Annotated in this window: 13 protein-coding genes; 7 read left to right on the top strand and 6 right to left on the bottom strand. The window is 48.4% G+C overall.

Annotated features, from left to right (window positions below):
• Nucleotides 1-57: 57 nt before the first annotated feature.
• A complete protein-coding gene (locus OGV93_RS23635; RefSeq protein WP_287110266.1) occupies nucleotides 58-6,972 on the bottom strand; it encodes an autotransporter outer membrane beta-barrel domain-containing protein in 6,915 nt (2,304 codons plus the stop codon).
• Nucleotides 6,973-7,968: 996 nt separating this feature from the next.
• Here OGV93_RS23635 and OGV93_RS23630 point away from each other — a divergent pair.
• The 5 genes from OGV93_RS23630 (at nucleotide 7,969) to OGV93_RS23610 (ending at nucleotide 14,657) form a co-directional block, all read left to right on the top strand.
• Nucleotides 7,969-8,739 (top strand): winged helix-turn-helix domain-containing protein, encoded by a 771-nt coding sequence (locus tag OGV93_RS23630; protein ID WP_279273442.1) that lies wholly within the window; start codon nucleotides 7,969-7,971, stop codon nucleotides 8,737-8,739.
• Nucleotides 8,729-9,241, top strand: a complete 513-nt coding sequence (locus OGV93_RS23625) for a FidL-like protein (RefSeq protein WP_016157248.1) — start codon at nucleotides 8,729-8,731, stop codon at nucleotides 9,239-9,241. Before OGV93_RS23630 ends, OGV93_RS23625 begins: the two co-directional genes overlap by 11 nt.
• Before the next feature lie 268 nt (nucleotides 9,242-9,509).
• Nucleotides 9,510-10,076 carry a Slp family lipoprotein gene (locus OGV93_RS23620; RefSeq protein WP_284201979.1) on the top strand — a complete coding sequence of 189 codons (567 nt, stop codon included), beginning with the start codon at nucleotides 9,510-9,512 and terminating at the stop codon, nucleotides 10,074-10,076.
• Between the two features lie 278 nt (nucleotides 10,077-10,354).
• Nucleotides 10,355-11,512, top strand: a complete 1,158-nt coding sequence (locus OGV93_RS23615; protein ID WP_284201978.1) for an efflux RND transporter periplasmic adaptor subunit — start codon at nucleotides 10,355-10,357, stop codon at nucleotides 11,510-11,512.
• Nucleotides 11,513-11,540: 28 nt separating this feature from the next.
• Nucleotides 11,541-14,657 carry an efflux RND transporter permease subunit gene (locus tag OGV93_RS23610; RefSeq protein WP_287110253.1) on the top strand — a complete coding sequence of 1,039 codons (3,117 nt, stop codon included), beginning with the start codon at nucleotides 11,541-11,543 and terminating at the stop codon, nucleotides 14,655-14,657.
• Between the two features lie 361 nt (nucleotides 14,658-15,018).
• Here OGV93_RS23610 and OGV93_RS23605 read toward each other — a convergent pair whose 3' ends face one another.
• Both OGV93_RS23605 and OGV93_RS23600 read right to left on the bottom strand, forming a co-directional pair.
• Complete coding sequence (locus OGV93_RS23605) at nucleotides 15,019-15,366, bottom strand: HdeA/HdeB family chaperone (RefSeq protein ID WP_016157253.1); 348 nt, start codon at nucleotides 15,364-15,366, stop codon at nucleotides 15,019-15,021.
• Nucleotides 15,366-15,962, bottom strand: coding sequence for a DUF308 domain-containing protein (locus tag OGV93_RS23600; protein ID WP_047358942.1), 597 nt, complete (start codon nucleotides 15,960-15,962; stop codon nucleotides 15,366-15,368). Before OGV93_RS23600 ends, OGV93_RS23605 begins: the two co-directional genes overlap by 1 nt.
• Before the next feature lie 280 nt (nucleotides 15,963-16,242).
• Between OGV93_RS23600 and OGV93_RS23595 the strand changes: the two genes are divergently transcribed.
• Complete coding sequence (locus tag OGV93_RS23595) at nucleotides 16,243-16,869, top strand: YfdX family protein (RefSeq protein ID WP_016154099.1); 627 nt, start codon at nucleotides 16,243-16,245, stop codon at nucleotides 16,867-16,869.
• Between the two features lie 74 nt (nucleotides 16,870-16,943).
• Here the strand turns inward: OGV93_RS23595 and OGV93_RS23590 are convergent, their stop codons facing one another.
• The 3 genes from OGV93_RS23590 to OGV93_RS23580 form a co-directional block, all read right to left on the bottom strand.
• Complete coding sequence (locus OGV93_RS23590) at nucleotides 16,944-20,186, bottom strand: ATP-binding protein (protein WP_287110251.1); 3,243 nt, start codon at nucleotides 20,184-20,186, stop codon at nucleotides 16,944-16,946.
• 4 nt (nucleotides 20,187-20,190) lie between these two features.
• Nucleotides 20,191-20,805, bottom strand: coding sequence for an acid-sensing system DNA-binding response regulator EvgA (evgA, locus tag OGV93_RS23585; protein ID WP_016157256.1), 615 nt, complete (start codon nucleotides 20,803-20,805; stop codon nucleotides 20,191-20,193).
• A gap of 798 nt (nucleotides 20,806-21,603) precedes the next feature.
• Entirely contained in the window at nucleotides 21,604-22,104 is a 501-nt protein-coding gene (locus tag OGV93_RS23580; RefSeq protein WP_016154103.1) for an anti-virulence regulator CigR family protein, read from the bottom strand.
• Nucleotides 22,105-22,413: 309 nt separating this feature from the next.
• Between OGV93_RS23580 and melR the strand changes: the two genes are divergently transcribed.
• Nucleotides 22,414-23,352 carry a transcriptional regulator MelR gene (gene melR, locus OGV93_RS23575; RefSeq protein WP_016154104.1) on the top strand — a complete coding sequence of 313 codons (939 nt, stop codon included), beginning with the start codon at nucleotides 22,414-22,416 and terminating at the stop codon, nucleotides 23,350-23,352.

The raw sequence follows: 23,352 nt of genomic DNA, 5'->3' as shown, positions 1-23,352 counted from the left end.
AGGAAATGGCCAGACTGACATGCGCCAGTCTGGCTGAACTTGCCCGGTAGAATCAGCTTAGAAGTTCCATTTCACACCTACCATCGCAGCGCTGTCGTTATACCCTTTGTCGCCAGCCTGAACCCCGATATTGCCCCACAGATTAAGACGAGGACTCACCTGTCCCTCCACACCCACTTTTACCTCGGCAATATTTTTCGCTCCATCCTGGCGCACATTCACGCCATCCATGGTCGTACTGAAATCGCGTGAATTGTGCAGCCAGTTCAGCTCGGCAAACGGCTGGAATTCACGCTCTTTAGCGTTATCCATCTGGTGATGGCTCTTAATCCAGGTTTTCAGGCCCAGTCTGGTCTGCACATTACCATTACCGTTGCTGGTGATACGGGTACCGTTACTTTCACGATGGTCGTTCGCCTTCACTCCCATCCAGACTGCCTGCGCCTGAGGTTGTATGTACCATTCGTTCAGCGTTCCGTGACTGCCGGCAAACTCGCCCATTTTTTGGGCATATCCCATTTCCAGCGAAGCGGTAACCCCTTTCGATTTGTACGATTCGCCTTGCAGGTCATCGCCTTTAACATTGTTATCAAACCAGCTGTACTGAGCCCAGCTGTCCAGCCAGGCGCCGTTATGCGACGCATCATTGGCATACCACGTGGCATAAACACCGGTGCTGTAGCCATTCACTGAGCCTTTTGAACGATAGCCCGTGCGTGAAGACTGGGTATTGCTGTGATCGTTACCGTAGCCCGCCATCACGCCAAGGTGCCAGCGATCAAGCCCATTCTGGCTCCATTGCGCAATGTCGCCCCCCAGTTGCAATACGTAACGGTTGCTCTGGGTTTTCAACTGGCCGCTACCGTCACGCCAGTTGTTGTGCCCACCGACGTGGCGCATCCACATGCTGGTGACTTTCTGCTCGCCGGTGAGGGCATCGATATACTGCGTTTCGCCCAGACGATCGTGCAAACGGGTGACGAACATGTTGTTGGCTGCCGCCAGGTTAGCCGTGTAGCTGCCGCCTTCCGGACGCAGATCTTTATCGGGATCTGGATCCGGGTTTGGCTGCGGATCGGGGTTGGTTTTACCGCTGGTCAGATACCAGTTGCCGCTGTTTTCATCCTGACCACGTCCAAGGCTGTAGTCATATGCCCCCGCCACAATACGGCCAGCCTGAATAAACTCACCGTCCGATACGCCATCAACATGGATAACTTCGATACCATCAATCGTTGCGGCACCTTTCCCACCGGCGTTAGTGACGCTAACAGAAGTAGTGCCACTGGTATCACCTTTCACCACCAGCTTATCCGTAACGGAATTGTCATCCCCCAGCGCAGTGTTTAAGGAAAGATGACCATCATTACCCGTGTAATTGCCATTGACCACCAGTTGATTACCGGCCTGCTGACCATTCACACCGGTTGCGAGGATACCGCTGTTAACCAGGTCTCCCTCTACAGTGAACAGGAGGTTGTCACCGGTCCCGGTACCCACCTGCAGCACACCGGCGTTATTCACATTACCTGCGACGCCCCCTACACCCGAGAGCATCCCCGCCGTAGCTATGTTGACCTCGGTACTGGCAAGCGTGACGGGAGATGTGCCGTCCCCCAGAACCAAGCCGCCCTGCTCAATATCCGTTTTCCCCGTCCAGGCGGCGTTATCACCGACAGTAATGGATCCGGCTCCCAGCTTGGTCACGTCGCCGCTACCATAAACGTCGTTATTAAGCTGCCAGTCGGTATGACTGTTCAGCACCAGCGAACCGCTATTGCGCACCTCTGCGCTGCCCAGATTTTCTGCGGTGAACGCGGTGAGCCGGGAATCCGCATCAATAGCAAATTGTCCCGAAAAGGCACTATTGTTGCCCACCAGCGCGACATCGCTTTCGGTAAGTTCAATCCGTCCGGCATCGCTGATGCTGTTGTAAAGTACACCTGCCGCCTTATTCATCGTCAGCGTTCCCGCCGCCACAATATCGCCCGTGCCGAGACCCAGCGTCGTGTTCATCAGCACGCGTGCGCCTTCTGCAATGGTCGTTTTTGCCGTCAGCGTGCTGTTTTCACCGGTGATGGTCAGCGTATCGCCATTGATGTTTAGCGTGCCGCTTCCGGTCAATATTCCATCGGCTGTTCCGCCCTGCTCCAGGGTCAGGCTACCGCCATTGATGTTCAGCAGTGAGTCAGCCCCCGCCGTCAGCTTACCGACAGTCTGGCTATGACCATTCATGTCAAAACCGGTATCGGCGGCCAGACGTAGTTCACCGGTCTGTCCCAGAACATTATCGTTTTTCATCAGCAGGTTGCCGCTGCGCACATCGGTGATACCGGTGTAATCGTTATCCATATTCGATAGCGATACCGTCTGGCCTTTGGCGCTGTCAAACGCCAGATCGCCACTGCCAGTCACGCGAGCGCTCAGATCTGCGGCATTACCGGTTTTTCCGTTCGCATCCAGGACCAGTGCATTGTCTCCGGATGCGAGCAGTTCGACTTGTGTCAGACCATAGCTAATGTACAGTCCATCATCGTTATCCCCTCCGGTGAGGCGATAATCATAGGTTCCATTCGCAACAATCTCGCCATTTTGGCTGATACCGGCTTCAACCCCATCGCTGATGATATTGCCATTGCTATCGGTCAGCGTCAGATTGCCCGCACCGCCGGTGACGGAAGAATCAGACGTTGCCAGTTGAATCAGGGACTGCGCATCGTCCTGCTCAAGAAGTGATAGCGTGGTATCAGCCAGCGGACGATCGTTCGTAATCGTGCCGGTATCAACCTGCACGGTTCCACGTCCGGAGAGATCCATCGCGCCAGCATGAATTGTTCCTTCGGAACTGCTCTGCCCCGGCGTCACCCCGTCAAAGCTGATGGTGCCGCCGTTAAACGCCAGGCCTCCGATATTTTGCTCACCGGACCCCACGTGGGTGACGTTCCCCTCGCCTACATTTAATGTTGCCTGGCTCAGCGCCTGAGTGTTTAATCCAGCCAGCTCAAAGGTGCTGTTCGTTAGCGCCAGCGTACCGTTGAATCCATCTGCCGCATTGTTGCTGGTAAAATCAAACGCATTACCGCTGGCATCAACGGCGACAGTTCCGGTTCCCGCCAGATGGCTATTAAAAGCCAGCACAGCGTCAGAATTCAGCGACAAGGTGCTGGTCGTATCAATGTTGTAACCCGTACCGGTCGCATCGTTTTGGTTATCACCCAACGCAAAATCAACATTATTAACGGTAAATACTGAACCAGCAGTGAGATCGATATGCTCCATGCCGGTAATAGCATCGGCGTGATTGAGGATGTACTGTGCGTTATTCAACTGAAGTGTATCCTCCCCATCACCACCATTGAGGCTGGTAAACAGCGAGGTTTCTGTCTCTTTGACATCTTTCAGTAGGTACAGATCGTTACCGCTGCCCGTCTTGATGTCGGTTGCGGTACTGCCAGACTCCAGCGTAACGGTGTTATCACCGCTCATCAGGTTAACCTGACCAACAATGCTGGCACCCGCCGCGTTAGTAAACGCGATGCCTGCCCCCGAGAGCATTTCTACCGCTTTTTGCGACGCATCCAGCGCTTTAATAACGCCTTTATTGATAAACGTTTCCAGGGAACCGTTATTAACATTCACCACCGCGTGGCTGGTCGATTTCGATGTCAACTCACCAGCCTGTTCAACATTTTTGGTCGTACCACCGACAATCAACGCTTCACCACCGTTAGCGTCGAGTACGTTAACGCTGACGCCCGTTTTCAGGTCGGTTGACGCATTGGTGACGATCCCTTTACCCGCAGCCTGCTCAACATTGATAACCAGATCGCGCGAGTCAGACATATCCAGCGTTTGATTCGTTTCGCTGCCGTCGATATTTTCAAACAGGATCCCCGTACCGCTCCCCGTTACATTAATCGTTCCGGAGTTGGTCTGCGCCAGGGATGCTCCGGTATGAATACCGATTCCATTCCCCACACTGATAGTTGTATCTTTTAGCTGGATACCCGCAATGTTGGCGACGTTTTCAATCGCGCTTCCTTTACCCGTACTGTCCATCGTGATGATGGCTCCATCGACCAGCAGACCTTTCGCACCGGCGGCCAACAAGATACCGTGCGCGTCTCCCGATGCTTTGGTTTCTCCCGAACCCGTCAAACTTAATGACGCATCATTGCCCACGAGATAGGCTGCGGTGCCATCCGTCGCGGTAACCGTCGCATTGTTGTTCACAACGGAATCAGCGCCTTCGATGCTGACCGCCACGCCATTAACCTTGATGTCGCCGTCGTTATTCAACGTACCACCGGAAACCAGCACGCCTGTGCTGCCCGCCTGGTCAAAGTCGATGCTGCCTTTATGGTTGAGCGTACCGCCGTTGCGGGCGATGTAGCCGAAAGCACCATCCGCCGTATTACTGGTATTCAGCGTGGCGTAACTGGTCAGGGTTGAGTCACCTTTCTGATTTTCATCGACATTCCCGGACAAGTCATAATAATTACCGTCCACAATCCCGGCGGTGGTATCTTTACCGGAAAGTTTCACGATCACCGCGTCTTTGGTGATAACCCCATCCGCTCCGCCTTCAACCCGAATCCCGGTCGCGCCGTCACCCGTGATACTCAGCGATTGCGAGCCGGAATCAAAATGGCTCCCCGTCCCGGTCACCTGCAGAATAGTGCTGTCGGTGCCTGATGCCGTCATTGTCGTACCAGACGACCCGCTGCCATCAAAAGTCGCACCACCTTCTATGCGATATAATGTTGACCCTTCAGTCGAGACATCTTGCGTATTGGTAGAGGAGGCGTTTACTTTTGAACCTTCACCATAAATAAAATAGCCAATCTGGTTTTTGCCACTGGTAAATGAGACTTTGCCCGTATCGGTAATATCGATAACACCGCCGTCACGAACGTGCAGACCAATGGCGTTATCAGCAGCAAGATTCACACTCCCACTCATCGTGAGTTGAGACCCGGTCCCTTCGACCCAGGCCCCAATATTTTTTAATGTATTATCCGTGGTACTGCCATTGGTGATATTTATCGTGCCTGAGTGAAGCGCCTGACTCCCTCCCTGCAGTTCAATACCGCTGGCGCTGTACCCATTGAGGTTAATCGTGCCGCTGTTTACCAGCCCTTTTGCACCGTTAATCCCCATCAGGCCAATATTTTGCGCTGAGCCGATGCCATTGATGTCAATGACGCCGTCCTGGGTAATGTTGATTGCACCAGGAGACGCACTGCCGTTTGCCTGAATGGCAACAGCATTCTCGACTTTTTCTCCGATCGTGATGTTCCCGGTGTTATTGATGGTTCCACTCTTCACAAACATACCAATGGCCGGAAGAGTGACCTGGACTTCACTGGTCGCCTCATCTTTTACCGCTTGTGCAGTGCGTCCGATGTAGAGCGTCCCGTTATTAGTAGCCACTGCATTACGTTGAACAAACACACCGTAGGTATAGACACCATCGGCAGATTTCGCAGGCTCACCTCCGGTGGCAATATTCATTACTCCGTTATTAATAAAGGTCGCCGTGTCATTCATCAGCACGCCATAGGCGTTATAGATATCCTGATGCGAGGCAAGGTTGATGACGCCGTCGTTCTGTACCTTTGTCGTCCCGGTCGCGAGAATCCCGGTATGGGCGCCAACCCACGCATTTTTCACATCAAGACTGGTACCCGCATCAATAATTCCATTGTTATTTACGATGCTATCACGCGCTGAAACGACATAATCACCACCGGCTGCACCGGCGGCAACCCCCAGTGTGCCGTTGTTATTGAGGGTGGCTCCGTCGGTCAGCGTCACCACGGAGGTATCGCTAAAAACCGCCTGAATATTGGCATCAGCAGAAATATTGACGACAGAGCGCGCACCGGAAGCTTTAATAAAACTGTTCACATCACGATTCGCAGCCTGCAACACCGCATCGCCATCCGGGATATTGGTGTCGAAGTGAATGTTTTTCTGTTCCGTGGAATAGGCTTTATGAAGCTCAGCTTCGTAGTCCGTGGGCGAAAGTTGCCCAGCCTCTACGGCTTTCACCAGAGCATCATTGTAGTTTTTTAAATCATCAAGATTATTAACCGTATACTCGCCAAGCGCGCTGGAGAAGGTGCCGTTATAGGTTGCGGTATCAAAGTTATAATCTTTACCGGTATTTTTCGCGACATTACCAACGTTACCGCTTTGAACGATGGTTTTGGCGTTGTAATTCAGCACCGCGTCTTTAGTGTCACTGGCGCTGCTCTCAACGTTATAAACTCCAGAGACCTTGGTGACAGCATTGAAGATATTTGCCGAGTTCGATGCCCAGCCGCTTTCCGTTGAACCAACATTCACATCAAGCGTGCCGCCTGATGTCACTGTCGCCAGCTTCATATTCACATACTGCCCATCACCGACGCTGACCCCCAGATAAGTCGTCAGATCGCCAACGCTGGTAGAGGCAAAATTATCGCTGTCATACACCTGGACTGTACGCGAAGCCCCGGTGATGGGGTCAACGTATTGAATGCTGTGGGTACGACCACCTAAAGTCGTCTGCGTCAGATTTATATTTTCACTACCTGACGAAATATAACCATTATCCATTGCCTGCTGAATAGTCATCGTTTTAAAGCCCGATGCACCAGAGGCAATGCTGCCATATCCTTTAGTACCGGTGATAATATTCATGTTTTCACCGTCACCGACAACAAGTTGCCCTGCGCCATTAGCGTTAGTCGACGGTAAGTAATCAGGCAAGACGTAGTCAGCGGCAAAAGCATATATTGAATGCGTAGCCAGTACGGCACCTATTATACTTAGCGCAATTCTTGAAATATTAAATTTATGCGTTCCAGATTCAATGCGAGCAGAACTATTGGTTTCCACAGAAGCACCACAACGTTTTGCCAGTTCAGAAACAACAACCGCGCAAGAGTGCGAAACACTCCATACCACTTTAAAAATCTTGTTCATCATTACCATTCCGAATAATTCCACGAATACCCTTCCTGGGAAAAATTCGTGGTCACATAGCATTATGGGATGCTCATAATTACCCAGCGGTCAGATACCTCTTCTCTGGAGTTTTTTCCGCTGAAACATTGAGCGATCTGTACATGACGAATGGTATTACCGCATCAACAACCAATCTATTTATACTGATAAATTTGCAATTTATAGATGTTTTATCTAAAAAGATAAGTGATTATAGATTTAAGTATCGATATCATCACAGAAACACATAAGCAACTGTTAATGAATTGCATAAACAATGTAATATGACGACCTAATTTTCTACACAATAAACAAACATTTCAAATTAAATAAAACGCATATTAATTTATTTCATACCCCGTAAAAACATTTATAATCACAGCTCTTAAACAACAAACGACTTATAAGAGAAATCTTATTGCATGGGTTATATTGAAAAACATAACCCATTTGAGTTACTTAAATTATAACTGCGAGAAACAGGGATTTCAGTCAGTCGAAAACACACCTCGCGATAAGCAAGTTCCGCGGCCATCTGTACCGCCAGGGGTTGAATGTAATAAGTAAAAAATATCAAAGCCTTTCTAATTGTTGTTTAAGACGCTTGATACCATACTATTTTTAGATTATTTTACTTAAGTAAATTTTCGTTTACTCATTATAAAAATGCCACTTACTAAAGTTACTGACAATTTGTAAATCAACCAGAGGCTCAGAACTACGCAGTTCTCAAACTGGCGAATGATTATAATGGTCTATCTGAAAATAGTAGCACTCTTATAATTTAATCAGCGTGAAGTAGGCATTTATACTTAAAATGAACAATTTCATGGTTTTTTATGCCAGAGGGGGTATTTTACAATGCTCAAATGCCCCCTCCTCCTGCATCGGCCCTGTCACCTCTCACGATACTGTAGTGAAGAAGAAATACCACTATGGTTTATAATTACGTAATACCCTGTTAATGATGAAAAAATGAAATATCTAATTAACAATGAAGTTACATTTAGGACTGATGATGGCGTTTTGGCGAGTCTGAGTCCGTCGGACAACTCACTCACCCTGTCTATTACCGCAAACAGGATCTTCACCTATCTCCTCGAGCAGGAAGGGAAAGTAGTCTCGAGAGAAGAGATGTTTACGAATGTCTGGGACAAAAATGGTCTGCAAGCCTCAAACAACTCATTAAGCCAGTATATTTCTTTGATTCGTAAAGGATTACAGGAGCTCGGTTGTGAACACGAGATCATTCAAACCGTACCACGGGTCGGCTTTTTCATCGCTGAAGGATTGGTAACCACCATAGAGGAACCGCCTTTGGTTTCCGCGGTGTCCCTCACTCCCGCAAAAGCCACACCTTCCCTGTCAAAACGCGTAAAAATGATGCTGCTTGCAGCTGGGGGCGTCTCATTATTCATGCTTCTTTACCCAGTCAACACATTGTTTAACAGCACTCAAAACAACCTTCCCGTCGTGCAGTTGTATAAACTTGGCAATATCGATCTCTGTCCGGTCTATACCGTTTTTGAAAGCTCACGAGAAGTGGCAACTGCGAAACTTGAAAAAGCCAAAAAAATGGCTGATTTACACCTGAAGTGTCTGGCTGGCGCATTGTTTATTTTCCAGCCTGACGATCTGTACGTCTACGGCGAAAAAGGTCGCATATTTTTATCTCGCTGTACTTTCAATAATGCAGAAAAAACAAAGTTTGCTGGATGCAAGGACCTTTATATCCATGAATACTAAATATAAAACCAAGATATTACTTGCAGGAGCGGCCGTTCTGGTCGCTGTCAGCGCCTTGTTAAGCGCGAATGGAATCACCCTCATTCCAGTCAATCAGGGAATAAGCGTGCATTGCGTCTCCACACTTTCACTACCCGAACTGCCCGGGGGTGGGAAATACGATGGTAGCCTGATGATCCAGTTGCAAACAGATAACACTGGCGTCATTGATTTCTCAGGGATTATTACCACAACCCCACTGGCAGACAACCGCCCAGGACGTCGCCTTATCCTGCAACGCTCCGTCAGTTTTAATTATCGGATAAAAGATAAAGGCGTCGTTTTTCTGCAAGACGTGAAAATGAGTAAACACAGTCTGGATAACGTGTCGGATGAGATGTTTATCCATAATATCTATGACCCGTTCACACCCAGTAAGCGTGCGCAAATATATAAAATTAATAATGCCTACCTGTTAGGCAATACCTTTTCGCCAACGAACGTCTGCGTTAGTAAATCGTAGTAATAAGCCGTAATCCAGGATTGCCTAACCGCCTGGCTAAACCAGAGCAGGGCACGGTAACGCATTGGCCCTGACTCCACGTGTGGCGACAGTAAATCGCTTTCCCTGTCGCCACACACTTTCGCCCTATCCAGCGACCAGATAAAATACAGCCTGTTATTACCATAAGCTACAATAATATTAATTTTAGATAATCAACGGCACGTTTGCTGACAATAATGAGCAAAGGGTTACTATAGGCCTGTCTTTTTTTTAGCAGGAAAGTAAAATGAAAAAAACAAAAGGGTTGATAATTGTTGCCCTTGCTTTCACCCTGGCGTCATGTGCTTCAATTCCTGAGAATATCAAAGGTAATAATCAACCAGATATACAAAAAAACTTTATCTCCGTGCATAACCAACCGGGATTATATACCGGTCAGCAGGCCCGCTTTGGGGGTAAAGTCATCAATGTGATTAACACCAAAACGGATACATTACTGGAAATCGCCGTTCTGCCACTGAACAACTATGCTAAACCGCAAATAGACGCGAGCTATCAGGGGCGTATTCTTGCCCAGCAGAAAGGTTTTCTCGATCCGGTAAACTACAGAAACCATTTCGTTACTATTTTGGGGACAATTCAAGGAGATGAACCAGGATTCATCAACAAAATCCCGTACAAGTTTGTTAAAGTTGATTTACAAGGTATTCAGGTTTGGCATTTAACGGAGTCAGTCAACACCACCTATAATATGTGGGATTACGGCTATGGCGCGTTCTGGCCTGAACCCATGTGGGGCGCCCCCTATTACGCTAATACAGTAACTCAGGTAACTCCGGAGCTAGTGAAATAATCTCTGTAGTAAGATGGCGCGAATATATACCGGAGTCGGGTACTGACAAACGCCCACCACATCACCCCGCGTTAACCTTATTGCGCCATCCTGCTTTATGAGATCCTTCGCTTAGCACGCATTCTTCCTGTTACATATAATTTTACCCGCTAACACTTGAGCGAAAAAATGGGCTTTAGCCATCTCATGCCTGAGCATCTTTTGTTATTTACCGATAACTCTCCCACCCTGCCTGTAATAAAAGAACATTGGTGTTTACGATTTATTCAGGGATTACTATGAACAGAAAATGCTTACTGTTGATACCATTATTTTTTAGTAGCGTCATCATCACCGCCTGCGATAATAAACCTGCAGTAAAAACCGCCGCGATGGAGCCCGAGGTCGGCGTTGTTACCTTAGCGCCCTCTTCAGTGAATATTAAAAGTGAACTTCCAGGTCGCGCGGTTTCATTCGAGATCGCCGAAATCCGCCCTCAGGTTGGTGGGATCATCATAAAACGCAACTTTATTGAAGGTGATAAAGTCAGCAAAGGAGAGTCACTGTATCAAATTGATCCTGCCCCGCTGCAGGCACGACTGGATTCAGCCAAAGGCGCGCTGGCAAAGGCACTGGCGACGGCCAATAATGTGCGTCTGACATTAAATCGGCAGTCAGCGTTAATAAAATCCAATTACGTCAGCCGCCAGGACTACGACACGACACGCTCACAGCTTAATGAAGCAGAAGCCAATGTCGCCGTCGCCAAAGCGGATCTTGAGCAGGCCACCATCAACCTTCGTTACGCTAATGTCACCTCACCGATTGATGGCATCAGCGGTAAATCCTCCGTAACCGTGGGTGCCCTGGTCACCGCAAATCAGGAAAACGCGCTGGTCACCATTCAGCGGCTGGATCCGATTTATGTTGATTTAACACAGTCAGTACAAGATTTCTTACGCCTGAAAGAAGAGAAAGCCAACGGCAAAATTGCCCAGCAACAAGGCAAAATTCCAGTTGAGCTGATGCTGGAAAACGGCAAACCCTATCGCCATACCGGTACGCTTGAGTTTTCCGATCCCGCCGTCGATGAGACCACCGGATCGGTGACTTTGCGCGCCGTGTTCCCCAATCCTGAAGGTGAAATTTTACCCGGCATGTATGTCACGGCGTTGCTGGACGAAGGCAGCCAGCAGAATGTTTTGATGGTCCCCCAACAAGGGATTACGCATAACGAACAAGGAAAAGCCACCGCGCTGATCCTTGACCAGCAAAACGTGGTGCAACTGCGCGAAATAAACGCCGTGAAGGCCGTTGGCAATCAATGGCTGGTGACCGCAGGATTACGCCCCGGCGATCGGGTCATTGTGTCCGGATTACAAAGAATTCGTCCGGGAATCAAAGCCCGGGTCCTCCCTTCAAAACTGACCACTCCTGACGCGGGAACTGAACAGTAATATTTCAGGTATTAAGGACACTTTCTTCATGGCCAACTTTTTTATTGAGCGCCCGGTTTTCGCCTGGGTGCTCGCCATTATCATGATGTTTACGGGCGGTATCGCGATAATGAACCTGCCGATCGCCCAGTATCCACAAATTGCTCCCCCAACCATTACCATCAGCGCTGCCTACCCAGGGGCAGACGCAAAGACCGTTGAAGACTCCGTAACTCAGGTGATTGAACAGAATATGAATGGTCTTGATGGCCTGATGTATATGTCATCCACCAGCGATGCGGCAGGTAATGCGTCGATTATCCTGACTTTCAAAACGGGCACGTCACCCGATATTGCGCAGGTTCAGGTACAGAATAAACTGCAGCTGGCGATGCCTTCTTTACCGCAGGAAGTACAGCAGCAAGGGATCAGTGTTGATAAATCCAGCAGCAATATTTTGATGGTCGCCGGCTTTATCTCTGATAATAACAGCCTGAGCCAATATGATATTGCCGACTATGTGGCTTCAAACATCAAAGACCCAATAAGCCGCACTGCCGGGGTGGGGAGCGTACAGTTATTCGGTTCGCAATACGCCATGCGTATCTGGCTGGATCCGCAAAAGCTCGACAAGTATAACCTCACACCTCAGGACGTCATTACCCAGCTCAAAGTTCAGAACAACCAGATATCGGGCGGGCAGTTGGGAGGCATGCCTCAGTCAGCCGATCAGCAGCTAAATGCGTCGATAATCGTCCAGACGCGCCTGCAAACTACCGATGAATTTGGCAAGATCTTCCTTAAAGTTCAGCAAGATGGCTCCCAGGTTCTGCTGCGCGATGTCGCGCGAATTGAGCTGGGTGCGGAAAATTATGCAACGGTTGCACGCTACAACGGAAAACCCGCCGCCGGGATTGCAATTAAACTTGCCGCTGGCGCGAATGCCCTGGAAACATCCCAGGCAGTCAAACAGGAGCTGAACAGATTATCGGCCTGGTTTCCGGCCAGCATGAAAACCGTTTATCCCTATGATACCACTCCGTTTATCGAAATTTCGATTCAGGGGGTTTTTCATACTTTGATTGAGGCAATCATTCTGGTATTCCTCGTCATGTATCTGTTTTTGCAAAGTTTCCGCGCAACGCTTATTCCCACAATCGCCGTTCCGGTAGTGATCCTTGGCACCTTTGCGATACTCGACGTCGCGGGTTTTTCGATTAATACGCTCACGATGTTTGGCATGGTGCTGGCGATAGGGTTGCTAGTCGATGATGCCATTGTGGTGGTTGAGAACGTAGAACGCATTATTGCCGAAGAACACTTGTCACCAAAAGCGGCGACCCACAAAGCGATGGGCCAGTTGCAGAGAGCGCTGGTCGGTATTGCCGTTGTGTTATCCGCCGTATTTATGCCGATGGCATTTATGAGCGGAGCAACCGGTGAAATTTTCCGTCAGTTTTCTATCTCTTTAATCTCCTCCATGCTGCTGTCGGTGTTTGTGGCGATGAGCCTGACGCCAGCACTCTGCGCCATGCTGTTGAAATCCCCCGAGGGAGAAAAAGCAAACACACATTTTCTGTTTACCCGTTTCAATCACTTTATGGAGAAATGTACTCAGCACTACACGGATAGCACCCGTAAACTGCTACGTTGCACAGGCCGTTATATGGTCGTGTACTTAGTGATTGGCGCGGGCATGATTGTGCTGTTTCTACGTACCCCGACCTCCTTTTTGCCTGAAGAAGACCAGGGGGTATTCATGACCACCGCGCAATTGCCTTCGGGCTCAACGATGGTGAACACCAGCAAAGTGCTCGGGGAAATAACGGATTACTACCTGACGAAAGAACAGAAAAATGTCGCTTCGGTTTTCACCGTAGGCGGATTTGGTTTTAGCGGCCAGGGGCAAAACAACGGTCTGGCGTTTATCAGCCTGAAACCGTGGTCAGAACGCGTTGGTGAAGAAAACTCAGTTACCGCCATTATTCGACGAGCGATGATGGCCTTAAGCACCATCAATAATGCCGTCGTTTATCCGTTTAATTTACCCGCTGTTGCAGAACTGGGAACGGCTTCAGGTTTTGACATGGAGCTGCTGGATAACGGTAACCTTGGGCATGAAAAAATGATGCAGGCCCGAAACGAGCTTCTGGCGCTGGCCAACCAGTCGTCCGGTGAGGTCGACGGGGTGCGCCCGAATGGTCTGGAGGATACACCGATGTTCCGCATTCATGTTAACGCCACGAAGGCAGAAGCCATGGGCGTTGCATTATCGGATATCAATCAGACCATTTCTACGGCGTTCGGTAGTCGCTATGTCAATGATTTCCTGAATCAGGGACGCGTTAAAAAAGTGTATGTCCAGGCCGATACGCCGTTCCGTATGTTGCCGGATAATATCAATCACTGGTACGTACGTAATGCTTCCGGCGCTATGACGCCGCTTTCGGCCTACTCATCCACCGAGTGGACCTACGGTTCTCCCCGCCTTGAACGCTACAACGGTCAGCCTGCAATGGAAATTCTGGGCCAGCCGGTCGAAGGGAAAAGCAGCGGCGATGCGATGAAATTTATGGCATCGCTGATAAATAAACTGCCCGCGGGCGTCGGCTATGCCTGGACCGGTCTGTCTTATCAGGAGGCGCTGTCCACAAACCAGGCACCAATGCTGTACGGCATTTCGCTGATCGTCGTGTTTCTGGCACTGGCGGCACTGTATGAAAGCTGGTCGATACCGTTCTCGGTAATGCTGGTTGTGCCAATCGGGGTGGTCGGCGCTTTGCTGGCGACCGACTTGCGCGGCCTGAGCAATGATGTTTACTTCCAGGTCGGCCTGCTCACCACCATGGGGCTCTCGGCTAAAAACGCCATTCTGATCGTCGAGTTCGCCGTCGAGATCATGCAAAAGGAAGGAAAAACGCCGCTTGAAGCCGCAGTAGAGGCCGCGCAAATGCGCTTACGCCCTATTTTGATGACGTCACTGGCCTTTATCTTAGGGGTTATCCCTCTGGCAATAAGCAACGGCGCGGGCTCTGGCGCGCAAAATGCCGTCGGTACGGGTGTTATTGGTGGGATGCTGGCCGCAACAGTGCTGGCGATCTACTTTGTTCCGCTGTTCTTTGTTCTCGTAGAAAACATGCTGGCGCGATTCAAAACACGGCGCTGATTCCCTGCCCTCGTACGTGATTATCCCTGGGATAAGTTTATTAAATCCCAGGGATTCTCAATGCTCTCTCAGAGAAAGGGTTCCATTCACCTTAAGTTCTTCATTTCATTACAGCGACGATACAGTGACTACGTTAAGAGTGGCATTCTCCACCACACTTGAGTCCCTCTGCTCTGCGGGTAATCAATGCCCGGTGGCGCTTCGCTTATCAGGTCTACGGTTGTTAGCGGGCCCTGCTATCCAGCGAATTTCTCGTGGATAGCAGGGTAAACATTACGGGGATTTTTTCTTGTAGGGTAACAACTAAGGTAGGTACAGAGGTTGTCAATTCTGACTCATGCCAGGCTATCAAAACGGGTAATCAATAGTGCAGACCGGAACCCTTCAGATTTACGGCCAGCTCGCCCAATTTAGTATCAGGGTGTCGATGACACATTTTAATCATCTTCGGTACAGCGACAGTTTCCACCTCATGCAGGGGAACATAATCATCGCCTTTAAAGTCCGAATTTTTATTAACAATCACAAAGGCAATTGCTGTCATGTATTGCCGACTCATATCAACGAATTCTTTACAGGTCATATCTTGTGGCGCCGCTTCCGTTGCCTGTGTAGCAAAAGCACGGCTCATCGGCGCCATAACAGAGGCCATAAGAATAGCTGTAGAGACAATCAATTTAATATTCACAATGCGCTCCAGAAGTAGCATTAATTTTTATCGGCGAGTTTTTCAGTTTGTACCAACGACGCATTTCTGCGCAGACTGATAAAAGCCAAAGAACTAAAGATCATCTCAACGCCTATAAAGATGGAGGTAAACACATAAGAACGGTCGGGATCCATATTCAGCCATACGGCTGCAATAAGCAGGTCAAAAATACCGATAAAAATATTCCATCCATAGCCCGGACTGCGGAACATTTTGACGCCGGAAGCAACACGAAAAATCCCGCCAAGAATAAACAGGCAGCAAAAAACCATTGCCAATGAATTCATACCTATCACAGGATTTTCGAGGAAACAGTATCCCAGCAGCAACCATGCGATAGCAAAAAAGGCATAGGTAAATTTGGCTTTCAACTGCTTTTTACCCGAGGAAAAAAGGCTGTAAATAGAATAGAAGCCGCACACCAGGAACATAAAACCTGTTGCATAGCTTAAGTAAACACCTGCAGCGATTGGATAGATTAAGCAGCAGATGCCGCAAACCAACAACAGCACGGCCATGATTGTGGCGTGTCTTTTATAATGAAATAGTGTTTTTTCATTAAATGCTTTCAGGCTACGCTGATTAAAAACAAACATACATCCTCCGTTACATAGAAACGCAATGTAACCTACTAATAAAAGAGTAATATTCACTTAATACATATCACTTACAATAGGATGATAAGACTTTCACTCCGAATTCGTATATAAGAATAAAGGAATGTCATTATCCGTATAATCCTACACGCGTCAGACGTCTGACACCTGTAAGATTAAACGCTCATTATTCTATCCTGGCTCTGATTCCACTCTTCGAAGTTATTTAATATGCTTATTTCGTTTGGTGAGATATACCAAATTTATTCAGGAGAAAGTAATGAAAAAGATTATTCTTGCAGGTCTGCTTGCAACCATGATGGGCTCAGCCCCGGTACTGGCAGCTACCACTACCACGCCGGCACAAACTGCTACCGCCAATGTACAAAAAGAAGCTGCCGATATTATGCAGGTCGCAGTACAAGGTGCAAACGCGATGCGTGATATTCAGCTTGCCCGTCTGGCCCTGTTTCATGGACAGCCTGACAGTGCTAAAAAATTAACCGATGACGCCGCTTCCCTGCTTGCGGGTGACAGCCACGACTGGGCGAAATTTGTAAAAGCTGCGCCTAAAGCCAAGATGATTGACGATCAGTACGTGATTATTAACGCTACGATTGCGCTGTCAGAAGACTATATTGCCACCCCAGCTAAAGAATCTGCTATCAATACAGCGAATGGCAAAATGGCTAAAGGCGACTGGAAAGGTGCTGTGGATACCTTGCAACTGGCGGGTATCAGCGTGCTTCAGACCCAATACCTGATGCCCCTGAATCAGACGCGTAAAGCCGTTGCCAGCGCTCAAAAACTGCTGTCTTCAGGTAAATACTATGAAGCAAACCTTGTGTTAAAGGGTGCTGAAGAAGGCATTGTGATCGATAGCGAGATGCTGGGCGCAGGCCAGTAATACTCAGCACTACGGAGTGTTGAACCAGGACTTTCTCTCCTGATCGGGTTGCTACGGCAACCCGATCAGGGGGGTTAATGGCTAATCAGACTGTTAATCTCAATCTCAATTTCCCGCATGACGGCAACAATCTTCTGTAATGCTTCCTGGCGTACTGCCAGAGGAAGATCGTCATGTCGCATCGATTCAAAAGGTTCGCATAGCGTCTGAAGAGCAGTAATGCCCAGAATTTGCGCCGAACCATGCAACCGGTGAAGGGCTCGCAAAAACAGCTGGGGTTCGTCTTGCTCAACGGCTTTCTCGGCCGCCTGTAAATCGCTAAACGTTGCCTCGCGGAATGTTTCGAGTATCTCGTTCATTAATGCGCGATCGCCGCCGGTATTTTCCGTCAAGACATTGAATTTCAGATGCCGGATTGCACAAGGAGACGAATAACCGGTTTCGATTTTGCTTAATTCATGCGTCAGTGTCTGAATCGACACGGGCTTAAACAGACACAAATTCATGCCGTTTTGCAGACACCTGTCGCGTGACTGTGGGAGCGCGCTGGCCGTCAGTCCCCATATTTGTAAATGAGGCTGCTGACGACGTAACGAAGCCGCAAGATCAAACCCGTCCTTCTTCGGCATATTCACATCGGTTATCAACAGGTCGTATGATTTTTTAGCCAGTTTGGCTTCGGCTTCCTCACCATCACACGCTTCATCCACGCTGTAACCAATGGTGTTCAACTGTCGCTTAAGCAGAAGGCGATTGGTCGGGTTGTCATCTGCTATCAAAATAGACAGACACGGCAGCGGCAACAGCGCACCTGGCGTGTTGCTATCCGGTACAATTGACTGGCGGGCAGTCTCAACCGGCAGCGTTATGGTAAACGTGGTTCCTTGCGCCGGGACGCTCATCAACTCCAGCGTACCACCCATCAGCGTCACCAGCTCTTTGCAGATAAATAATCCCAGACCAGACCCCGTTTGTTGACGCCCACAGCGCCCCTGAGCGTAGCGACGAAACAGCCCGGCCTGCTCCTCTTCGCTAATCCCGCAACCGGTATCGCTAATGGCGATGGTCAGGGTACCGTGATTCTCCCCGTCAGGTGTTAAACGGGCTGTCACATGAATGCTACCCTGCTCGGTAAACTTGAGCGCATTGCCCACCAGGTTGGTGAGAATTTGCCGCAAAGCTTGTTGATCGACAAACACCCGCTCGTTTGCCGGCAACTGGCTTACGCAAGCAAGCGTAACGCCTTTCTGTCTGGCTAAGGCATCAAAAGAGTGACACTGCAATTCAATGAGCTGCGAGAGATCCGTCCATTGAGGAACAACCTGATATTTACCAGACTCAATCTTATCAACGTCCAGAATCTTACCGATCAGCCCAAGCAATGACTGGGCTGTCGCTGCGGTAAGAGCAATCGCCTCTTTTCGTTGTGCCGGGCTGAGTTCTGAGCTCGACAGTAATTCCAGAAAGCCCACAATCGAGCTGACAGGGGTACGTAATTCATGGCTCATGCTCGCAAGAAAGCGACTTTTGGCCTTGGTTGCTTCAATCGCTTTATTTTTTTCGGTTTCCAGTTCTTGGGACAATGCCTCTTTGAGATGAAGCTGCTCTTCTAGCTGCCGCTGTGATTGTTTTCTTTTATTGACCTCACGGGAGAGTGAGATCCCCCAGATCAGGCTAATTGCTATCAGCAACAGCGCAAACACCACCAGTTGATAGAACTGTTTGCTATACCGACTCCAGAGATCGACCTGCGTATTAGAAATTTTCGACCACTTCTCCGTCATCTGCAAAATCTCACGCGGCGGTATCGCCTGCAGCGCTTTATCCATTACTGACTTCAACATGGGCTCGTGGGGAGAAACCGCAAAGTTCACCGACGCGCCAGGCATATCCGGTAGCCTAAAAAAGTGCATGTTTTTCTGGTAGTCATGATCGACCATGAACCTTGCCGACAATTCGGTAGCAATTGCCGCGTCAACCTTGCCATCCCTGAGCATAGTCATCGCGACGCTGCCAGTATCAGCATCCACCCAGGTGGCCTGCGGGTAGCGTTGTTTCAGATCACTTTCCAAAACATGTCCGGCGGGCAACGCAATACGGATCGGCGTATTCAGTAACGAGTCGGCCGTTTCATCGCGGGAAGTGATAATCACAAATGCCACATTCATCAGCGGATCGCTAAAGGTCGAATTGTGCTGATTTTGATTTGTCAGGGTGATAGTGGGATACATATCCCATCGTTCGCCGCTTATTTGTTTGGTTTGTTCACTTTTGGTGTTGGCCAAAACCGGCTCAAAATCAATCCCCGTTTGCAGATGAATAATATTCAGCAAATCGCCAAGAATTCCACGTAACTCACCGCTGCGATCGACAAGCGTGTAAGGCGGATAATCTGGATTGATAAGAATGCGAATAGTATGTTTCTTCTTCAGCCACGCTTTTTCCTGATCGGTAAAAGGAATAGGCGCATTCAGAAAAGCAAGGTTACCGCGGTTCAGCCAGTTCTGCATGACCTGCATATGAATTTCATTACTGATTGACGTAATGAAACCATCAAGAATATTTCTTAATACTGGCTGGTCGCCCTTCACCACAAAATAATTATATTGCTCTTGTTTATCAAAGTAGTGCGTAATAACCAGTGATTGCGAAAAATATCGGGAGACACAATGACTGCTGGTGATATTGTTCCCAATATAATATTGGTTATCACCGTTCACTACCGATGCCATGGCCTGATACTCGTCGTCGAAAAATGAGACTTTAGCTTCAGGAAAAGCATCCTGGATAACATCAAGAAAAGGACAATCTCGCACACACGCGACGCTAACCGGATGCTCCGAGGTCAGCGGCAGCATAGTGTTTTTTAGCGAGGTCACAAGCGTCGGCCACGTCGTCAGTAATGCCGAAGTGCGCAATAAATGGCCGCCGACATCTTGTCGCCGGGACAGCTGAGTTATCAATGTATCTACATCGTTACTGGCAAGTGCGTTCAGCGCTTCATGCTCATTATCATACTGCTTTATAACAATTTTTATATTGAGATTCTTTTGCATTAGCGCAAGATAATCCGCGTTGACGCCCCGATAATATTCACCGCTATTTTGATAAACAATGGGGGAGACTTCCGGTAACCAGGTGCCAACAACCAAGGTTTTTTTATGCGCTAACCAGTTTGTTTCTTCCCTGTTCAGGCCGATATGTTGTACTGAGGTATTATAGTTACTTTTTAGCTCAACTTGCCGGGCTGAGCTTACACCCGTAGAAAACCCGATGGTAAATATGACCATCAAAAAAATAAACAAGCGTTCCAGCATTACTCTATCCTATTTTATTTCTTTGCGCATAATCATAAATTTCCATTAATGACGAGCAATCTAATTTCTCCATCAAACGGCTTTTATAGGTGCTTACCGTTTTATTACTGATGTTCATTTTGCTGGCAATAGTGCTGTAATCCATACCGTTAAGAATATAACGCAACACTCTCATTTCCTGGGTCGACAACGTATCAAGCTTATCCTGTTCGCTGACAGATGAGCCAGTAAAATGCTCAAGGGAAAAGGGAAAATAGCTATACCCATTTTTTGCAGCTTCGATTGCGGCAAGAATATTATTCATACCCTCTTTTTTACTCACAAATCCGTTGGCACCGTATTCGGCGCTACGTTTGCCGTAAAAAAATTCATTTTTGGCTGAAATGATAATGATTACACCAGCATAGTGCCGCTTTCGCAGTTGCTCCAGCACTTCGATGCCGCTGATGCCCGGAATATCCACATCAATAATCAGTAACTCCGGCTTAGTTTTCTCAACGGTTTGGACCACATGCTCTCCGCTGTCGAGCTCGGTGGTTACGGTAATACCATTAGTATCGAGTAAGTTGCGGATGGCTATGCGAGCTAATGGGTGATCATCAACGATTATCGCGTTCATTGCGTATAAGAATCCCGATAAATAAAGAGAGGCGATGGCTATCGAGCAGGTGAGCCTTAAGCATTATAATTTATAAAAATAAGGCGTTATCAGGTAAATCCTAACACATTCACACGTATATTTATTAGTTTTTTATAAAAACGAAGAATAAGGTATAAATGCAACACTGCATTTTACAAATTTTAAACCTTGAGCCTATCTAAATATCAAACCATTAACACAACCAAAAGGAATATTCCTACATGTGTAGGATTAATCCCTCATCTATTATGATTCATTCTTAATGGCCGGGGTCATATAACCAGGGGGGGGGTCATCACAACGGCAAAGGTGTATATGCAGAATAGCTATCTAAGAATCATTTTTATACCAGGTCAAATCTGGAGAAAAAGATAATAAACCTGCTGATTTGATAGTAAAACGCCCTGTGGCTCAGGAATCAGCAGAGCCACAGGAGTCAGTCATGAATCAGGCTTTACTGGGCAACGCCCCAATAGCATGGGAGCTTTTCACGGTCAGCGTAACGACGGCAGAACACAACAGCGCGGCAATCATAAAGATAGATGAGTCCGGTAGAGTACCGGACTCTGACAGAGTAACAATGAAATTACAGTGTCCAGGTATAGGGGTTCAGTGCACGGTGAGCCTCCATTGCGCATTCACGGGTGTCTGAGCTTCAGAGAATTGATATCGCTGAGGTGAACGGAACCCTGAGCCGGAGTCACATGTTCTCCATACATGCTTAACTGAACGGTAATGCGCGTAGCGCGGGCTTGTGGTGGTTAAGTACGGAGATACTTAATCAAACACACCATTGATAACCGCGGTGACAATTGCCGTGCTCAGTGCAATCAACACCAGATTGTCGCCAACAACCTGCCATTCATAACCCGGGTAATACGGCAGTTGATTCAGCATCGAGGATGGGACACTTTTCTTAGCGATCCCCGGAGGAAGTGGTTTTCCTCGCGCCAGATTTTTGGCGATGCCCGGAGGCAGTGACTTATATCCCGTCAAACCATATCTGACGGCATACTGCCTGGCCACGTTATAGCTAATATCACTATCAACATGGTCCGGCTTGCCATAATTTTTACGCTGTTCCGATTGCGAGTTGTTTTTTGGGCCTGGGTTTCCTTTCTGGCTATGACTGCTATTACCCTTATTCCCACTATTACCATGGTTGCCGCTATTACCATTTCCGTTGCCATTACCGGGGTTAGCCGAAACGGGGATAGCGCACATCGACATCGCGGCAACGGCAACTAAAGCCGTTGCTAAAGTACGGAGCCTGGACATGATGATTCCTTAAGATATGGATACATACAAAATGTATGGTATTGCGTGAATATTGGCTATCGCTATGAATCCGATTTATTGGCAGAAAAACGCTGTCGTTTTGCAAAGTGAGCAGCTTTGATTGACCGTTTTTTAAATTAAAAACCGCCATTCCCGTTAACTCAGATCGGCAAGCGACAGGCACAGGATCTGAGTTTTTGGGAATAACTTCGCGAAAATGGAGAGAAAACGGCGTTTTTTTTCGGTTAAGCTATGTTCATGCTTTGGCGCTACCCATGGTCAGATTCACTATTCAGGAACCCACCCATAATGGCAAAAAGTACCCCGCAGCTGCCGCTCGACCCACATATGTGTCGCAGCTATGAAAAAAAGTCGCGAAGTCCGCTGGCGCTCTACTCAGAGTATCAGCGGATGGACGTCGAGCTGCGGGCTCCGCTGGCCATGACCTACAGCCACTGGCACGGTCAGGTTGAAGTGAATGTGCCGTTTGATGGCGATGTGGAGTACCTTTTCAATGACGAAGTAGTGAAAAGCAAACAGGGCTTTATCACGCTGTTCTGGGCCTGCACACCCCATCAGCTGACGGATGCCGGGCACTGTAAACAGATGGCCATCTTCAACTTACCGATGCATCTGTTTTTGTCCTGGCCGCTGGACAGGGAACTGATCAACCACGTGACGCATGGGATGGTGATCACGTCGCTTGCCTCGCAGCAGCTGAGCGCTTTTGAAGTGCAGCGTTGGCAGAGTGAACTCAACAGCGACAATGAGCAAATTCGTCAATTAGCCATTGATGAGATTGCCCTGATGCTCAAGCGATTTAGCCTCGCTGGCTGGCGGCCAGTGCTGGGTAACAAAACATCGCGCACCCAGAAAAACAGTATTTCACGGCATTCACAGTTTTACGTCAGCCAGATGCTGGAGTTTATTGCCGCAAACTGCGACAAACAGCTTACGGTCGATGCTATTGCCGAACACGTTAAGCTCAACCCAAATTATGCGATGGGCATTTTTCATCGCGTGATGCAACTAACCATGAAACAGTATATTACCGCAATGCGCATCAACCATGTGCGGGCTTTGCTCAGCGATACGGATAAAACAATTCTGGATATCGCTACAATTGCAGGTTTCCGATCCAGCAGCCGTTTTTATAGCTCATTTCATAAATACGTCGGCATGCCGCCGCAGCAGTATCGCAAACTGAGCCAACAGCGCCGAAATCATTCACCTTATGCCGAGGGGTAA

Origin of the sequence: Citrobacter sp. Cb031 (assembly GCF_030336725.1) — a bacterium.
Lineage (GTDB): Bacteria > Pseudomonadota > Gammaproteobacteria > Enterobacterales > Enterobacteriaceae > Citrobacter > Citrobacter braakii.
Note: the sequence above shows the minus strand (reverse complement) of the source record. Positions and strands in the feature narration are given on the sequence as shown.

Excerpts from the sequence above, each read along its gene's own strand:
- OGV93_RS23610 (WP_287110253.1), top strand. The coding sequence starts at position 11,541 with ATGGCCAACTTTTTTATTGAGCGCCCGGTTTTCGCCTGGGTGCTCGCC.
- melR (WP_016154104.1), top strand. The coding sequence starts at position 22,414 with ATGGCAAAAAGTACCCCGCAGCTGCCGCTCGACCCACATATGTGTCGC.
- evgA (WP_016157256.1), bottom strand. The coding sequence starts at position 20,805 with ATGAACGCGATAATCGTTGATGATCACCCATTAGCTCGCATAGCCATC.
- OGV93_RS23605 (WP_016157253.1), bottom strand. The coding sequence starts at position 15,366 with ATGCTACTTCTGGAGCGCATTGTGAATATTAAATTGATTGTCTCTACA.
- OGV93_RS23590 (WP_287110251.1), bottom strand. The coding sequence starts at position 20,186 with ATGCTGGAACGCTTGTTTATTTTTTTGATGGTCATATTTACCATCGGG.
- OGV93_RS23580 (WP_016154103.1), bottom strand. The coding sequence starts at position 22,104 with ATGTCCAGGCTCCGTACTTTAGCAACGGCTTTAGTTGCCGTTGCCGCG.
- OGV93_RS23620 (WP_284201979.1), top strand. The coding sequence starts at position 9,510 with ATGAAAAAAACAAAAGGGTTGATAATTGTTGCCCTTGCTTTCACCCTG.
- OGV93_RS23625 (WP_016157248.1), top strand. The coding sequence starts at position 8,729 with ATGAATACTAAATATAAAACCAAGATATTACTTGCAGGAGCGGCCGTT.
- OGV93_RS23595 (WP_016154099.1), top strand. The coding sequence starts at position 16,243 with ATGAAAAAGATTATTCTTGCAGGTCTGCTTGCAACCATGATGGGCTCA.
- OGV93_RS23635 (WP_287110266.1), bottom strand. The coding sequence starts at position 6,972 with ATGAACAAGATTTTTAAAGTGGTATGGAGTGTTTCGCACTCTTGCGCG.
- OGV93_RS23630 (WP_279273442.1), top strand. The coding sequence starts at position 7,969 with ATGAAATATCTAATTAACAATGAAGTTACATTTAGGACTGATGATGGC.
- OGV93_RS23600 (WP_047358942.1), bottom strand. The coding sequence starts at position 15,962 with ATGTTTGTTTTTAATCAGCGTAGCCTGAAAGCATTTAATGAAAAAACA.
- OGV93_RS23615 (WP_284201978.1), top strand. The coding sequence starts at position 10,355 with ATGAACAGAAAATGCTTACTGTTGATACCATTATTTTTTAGTAGCGTC.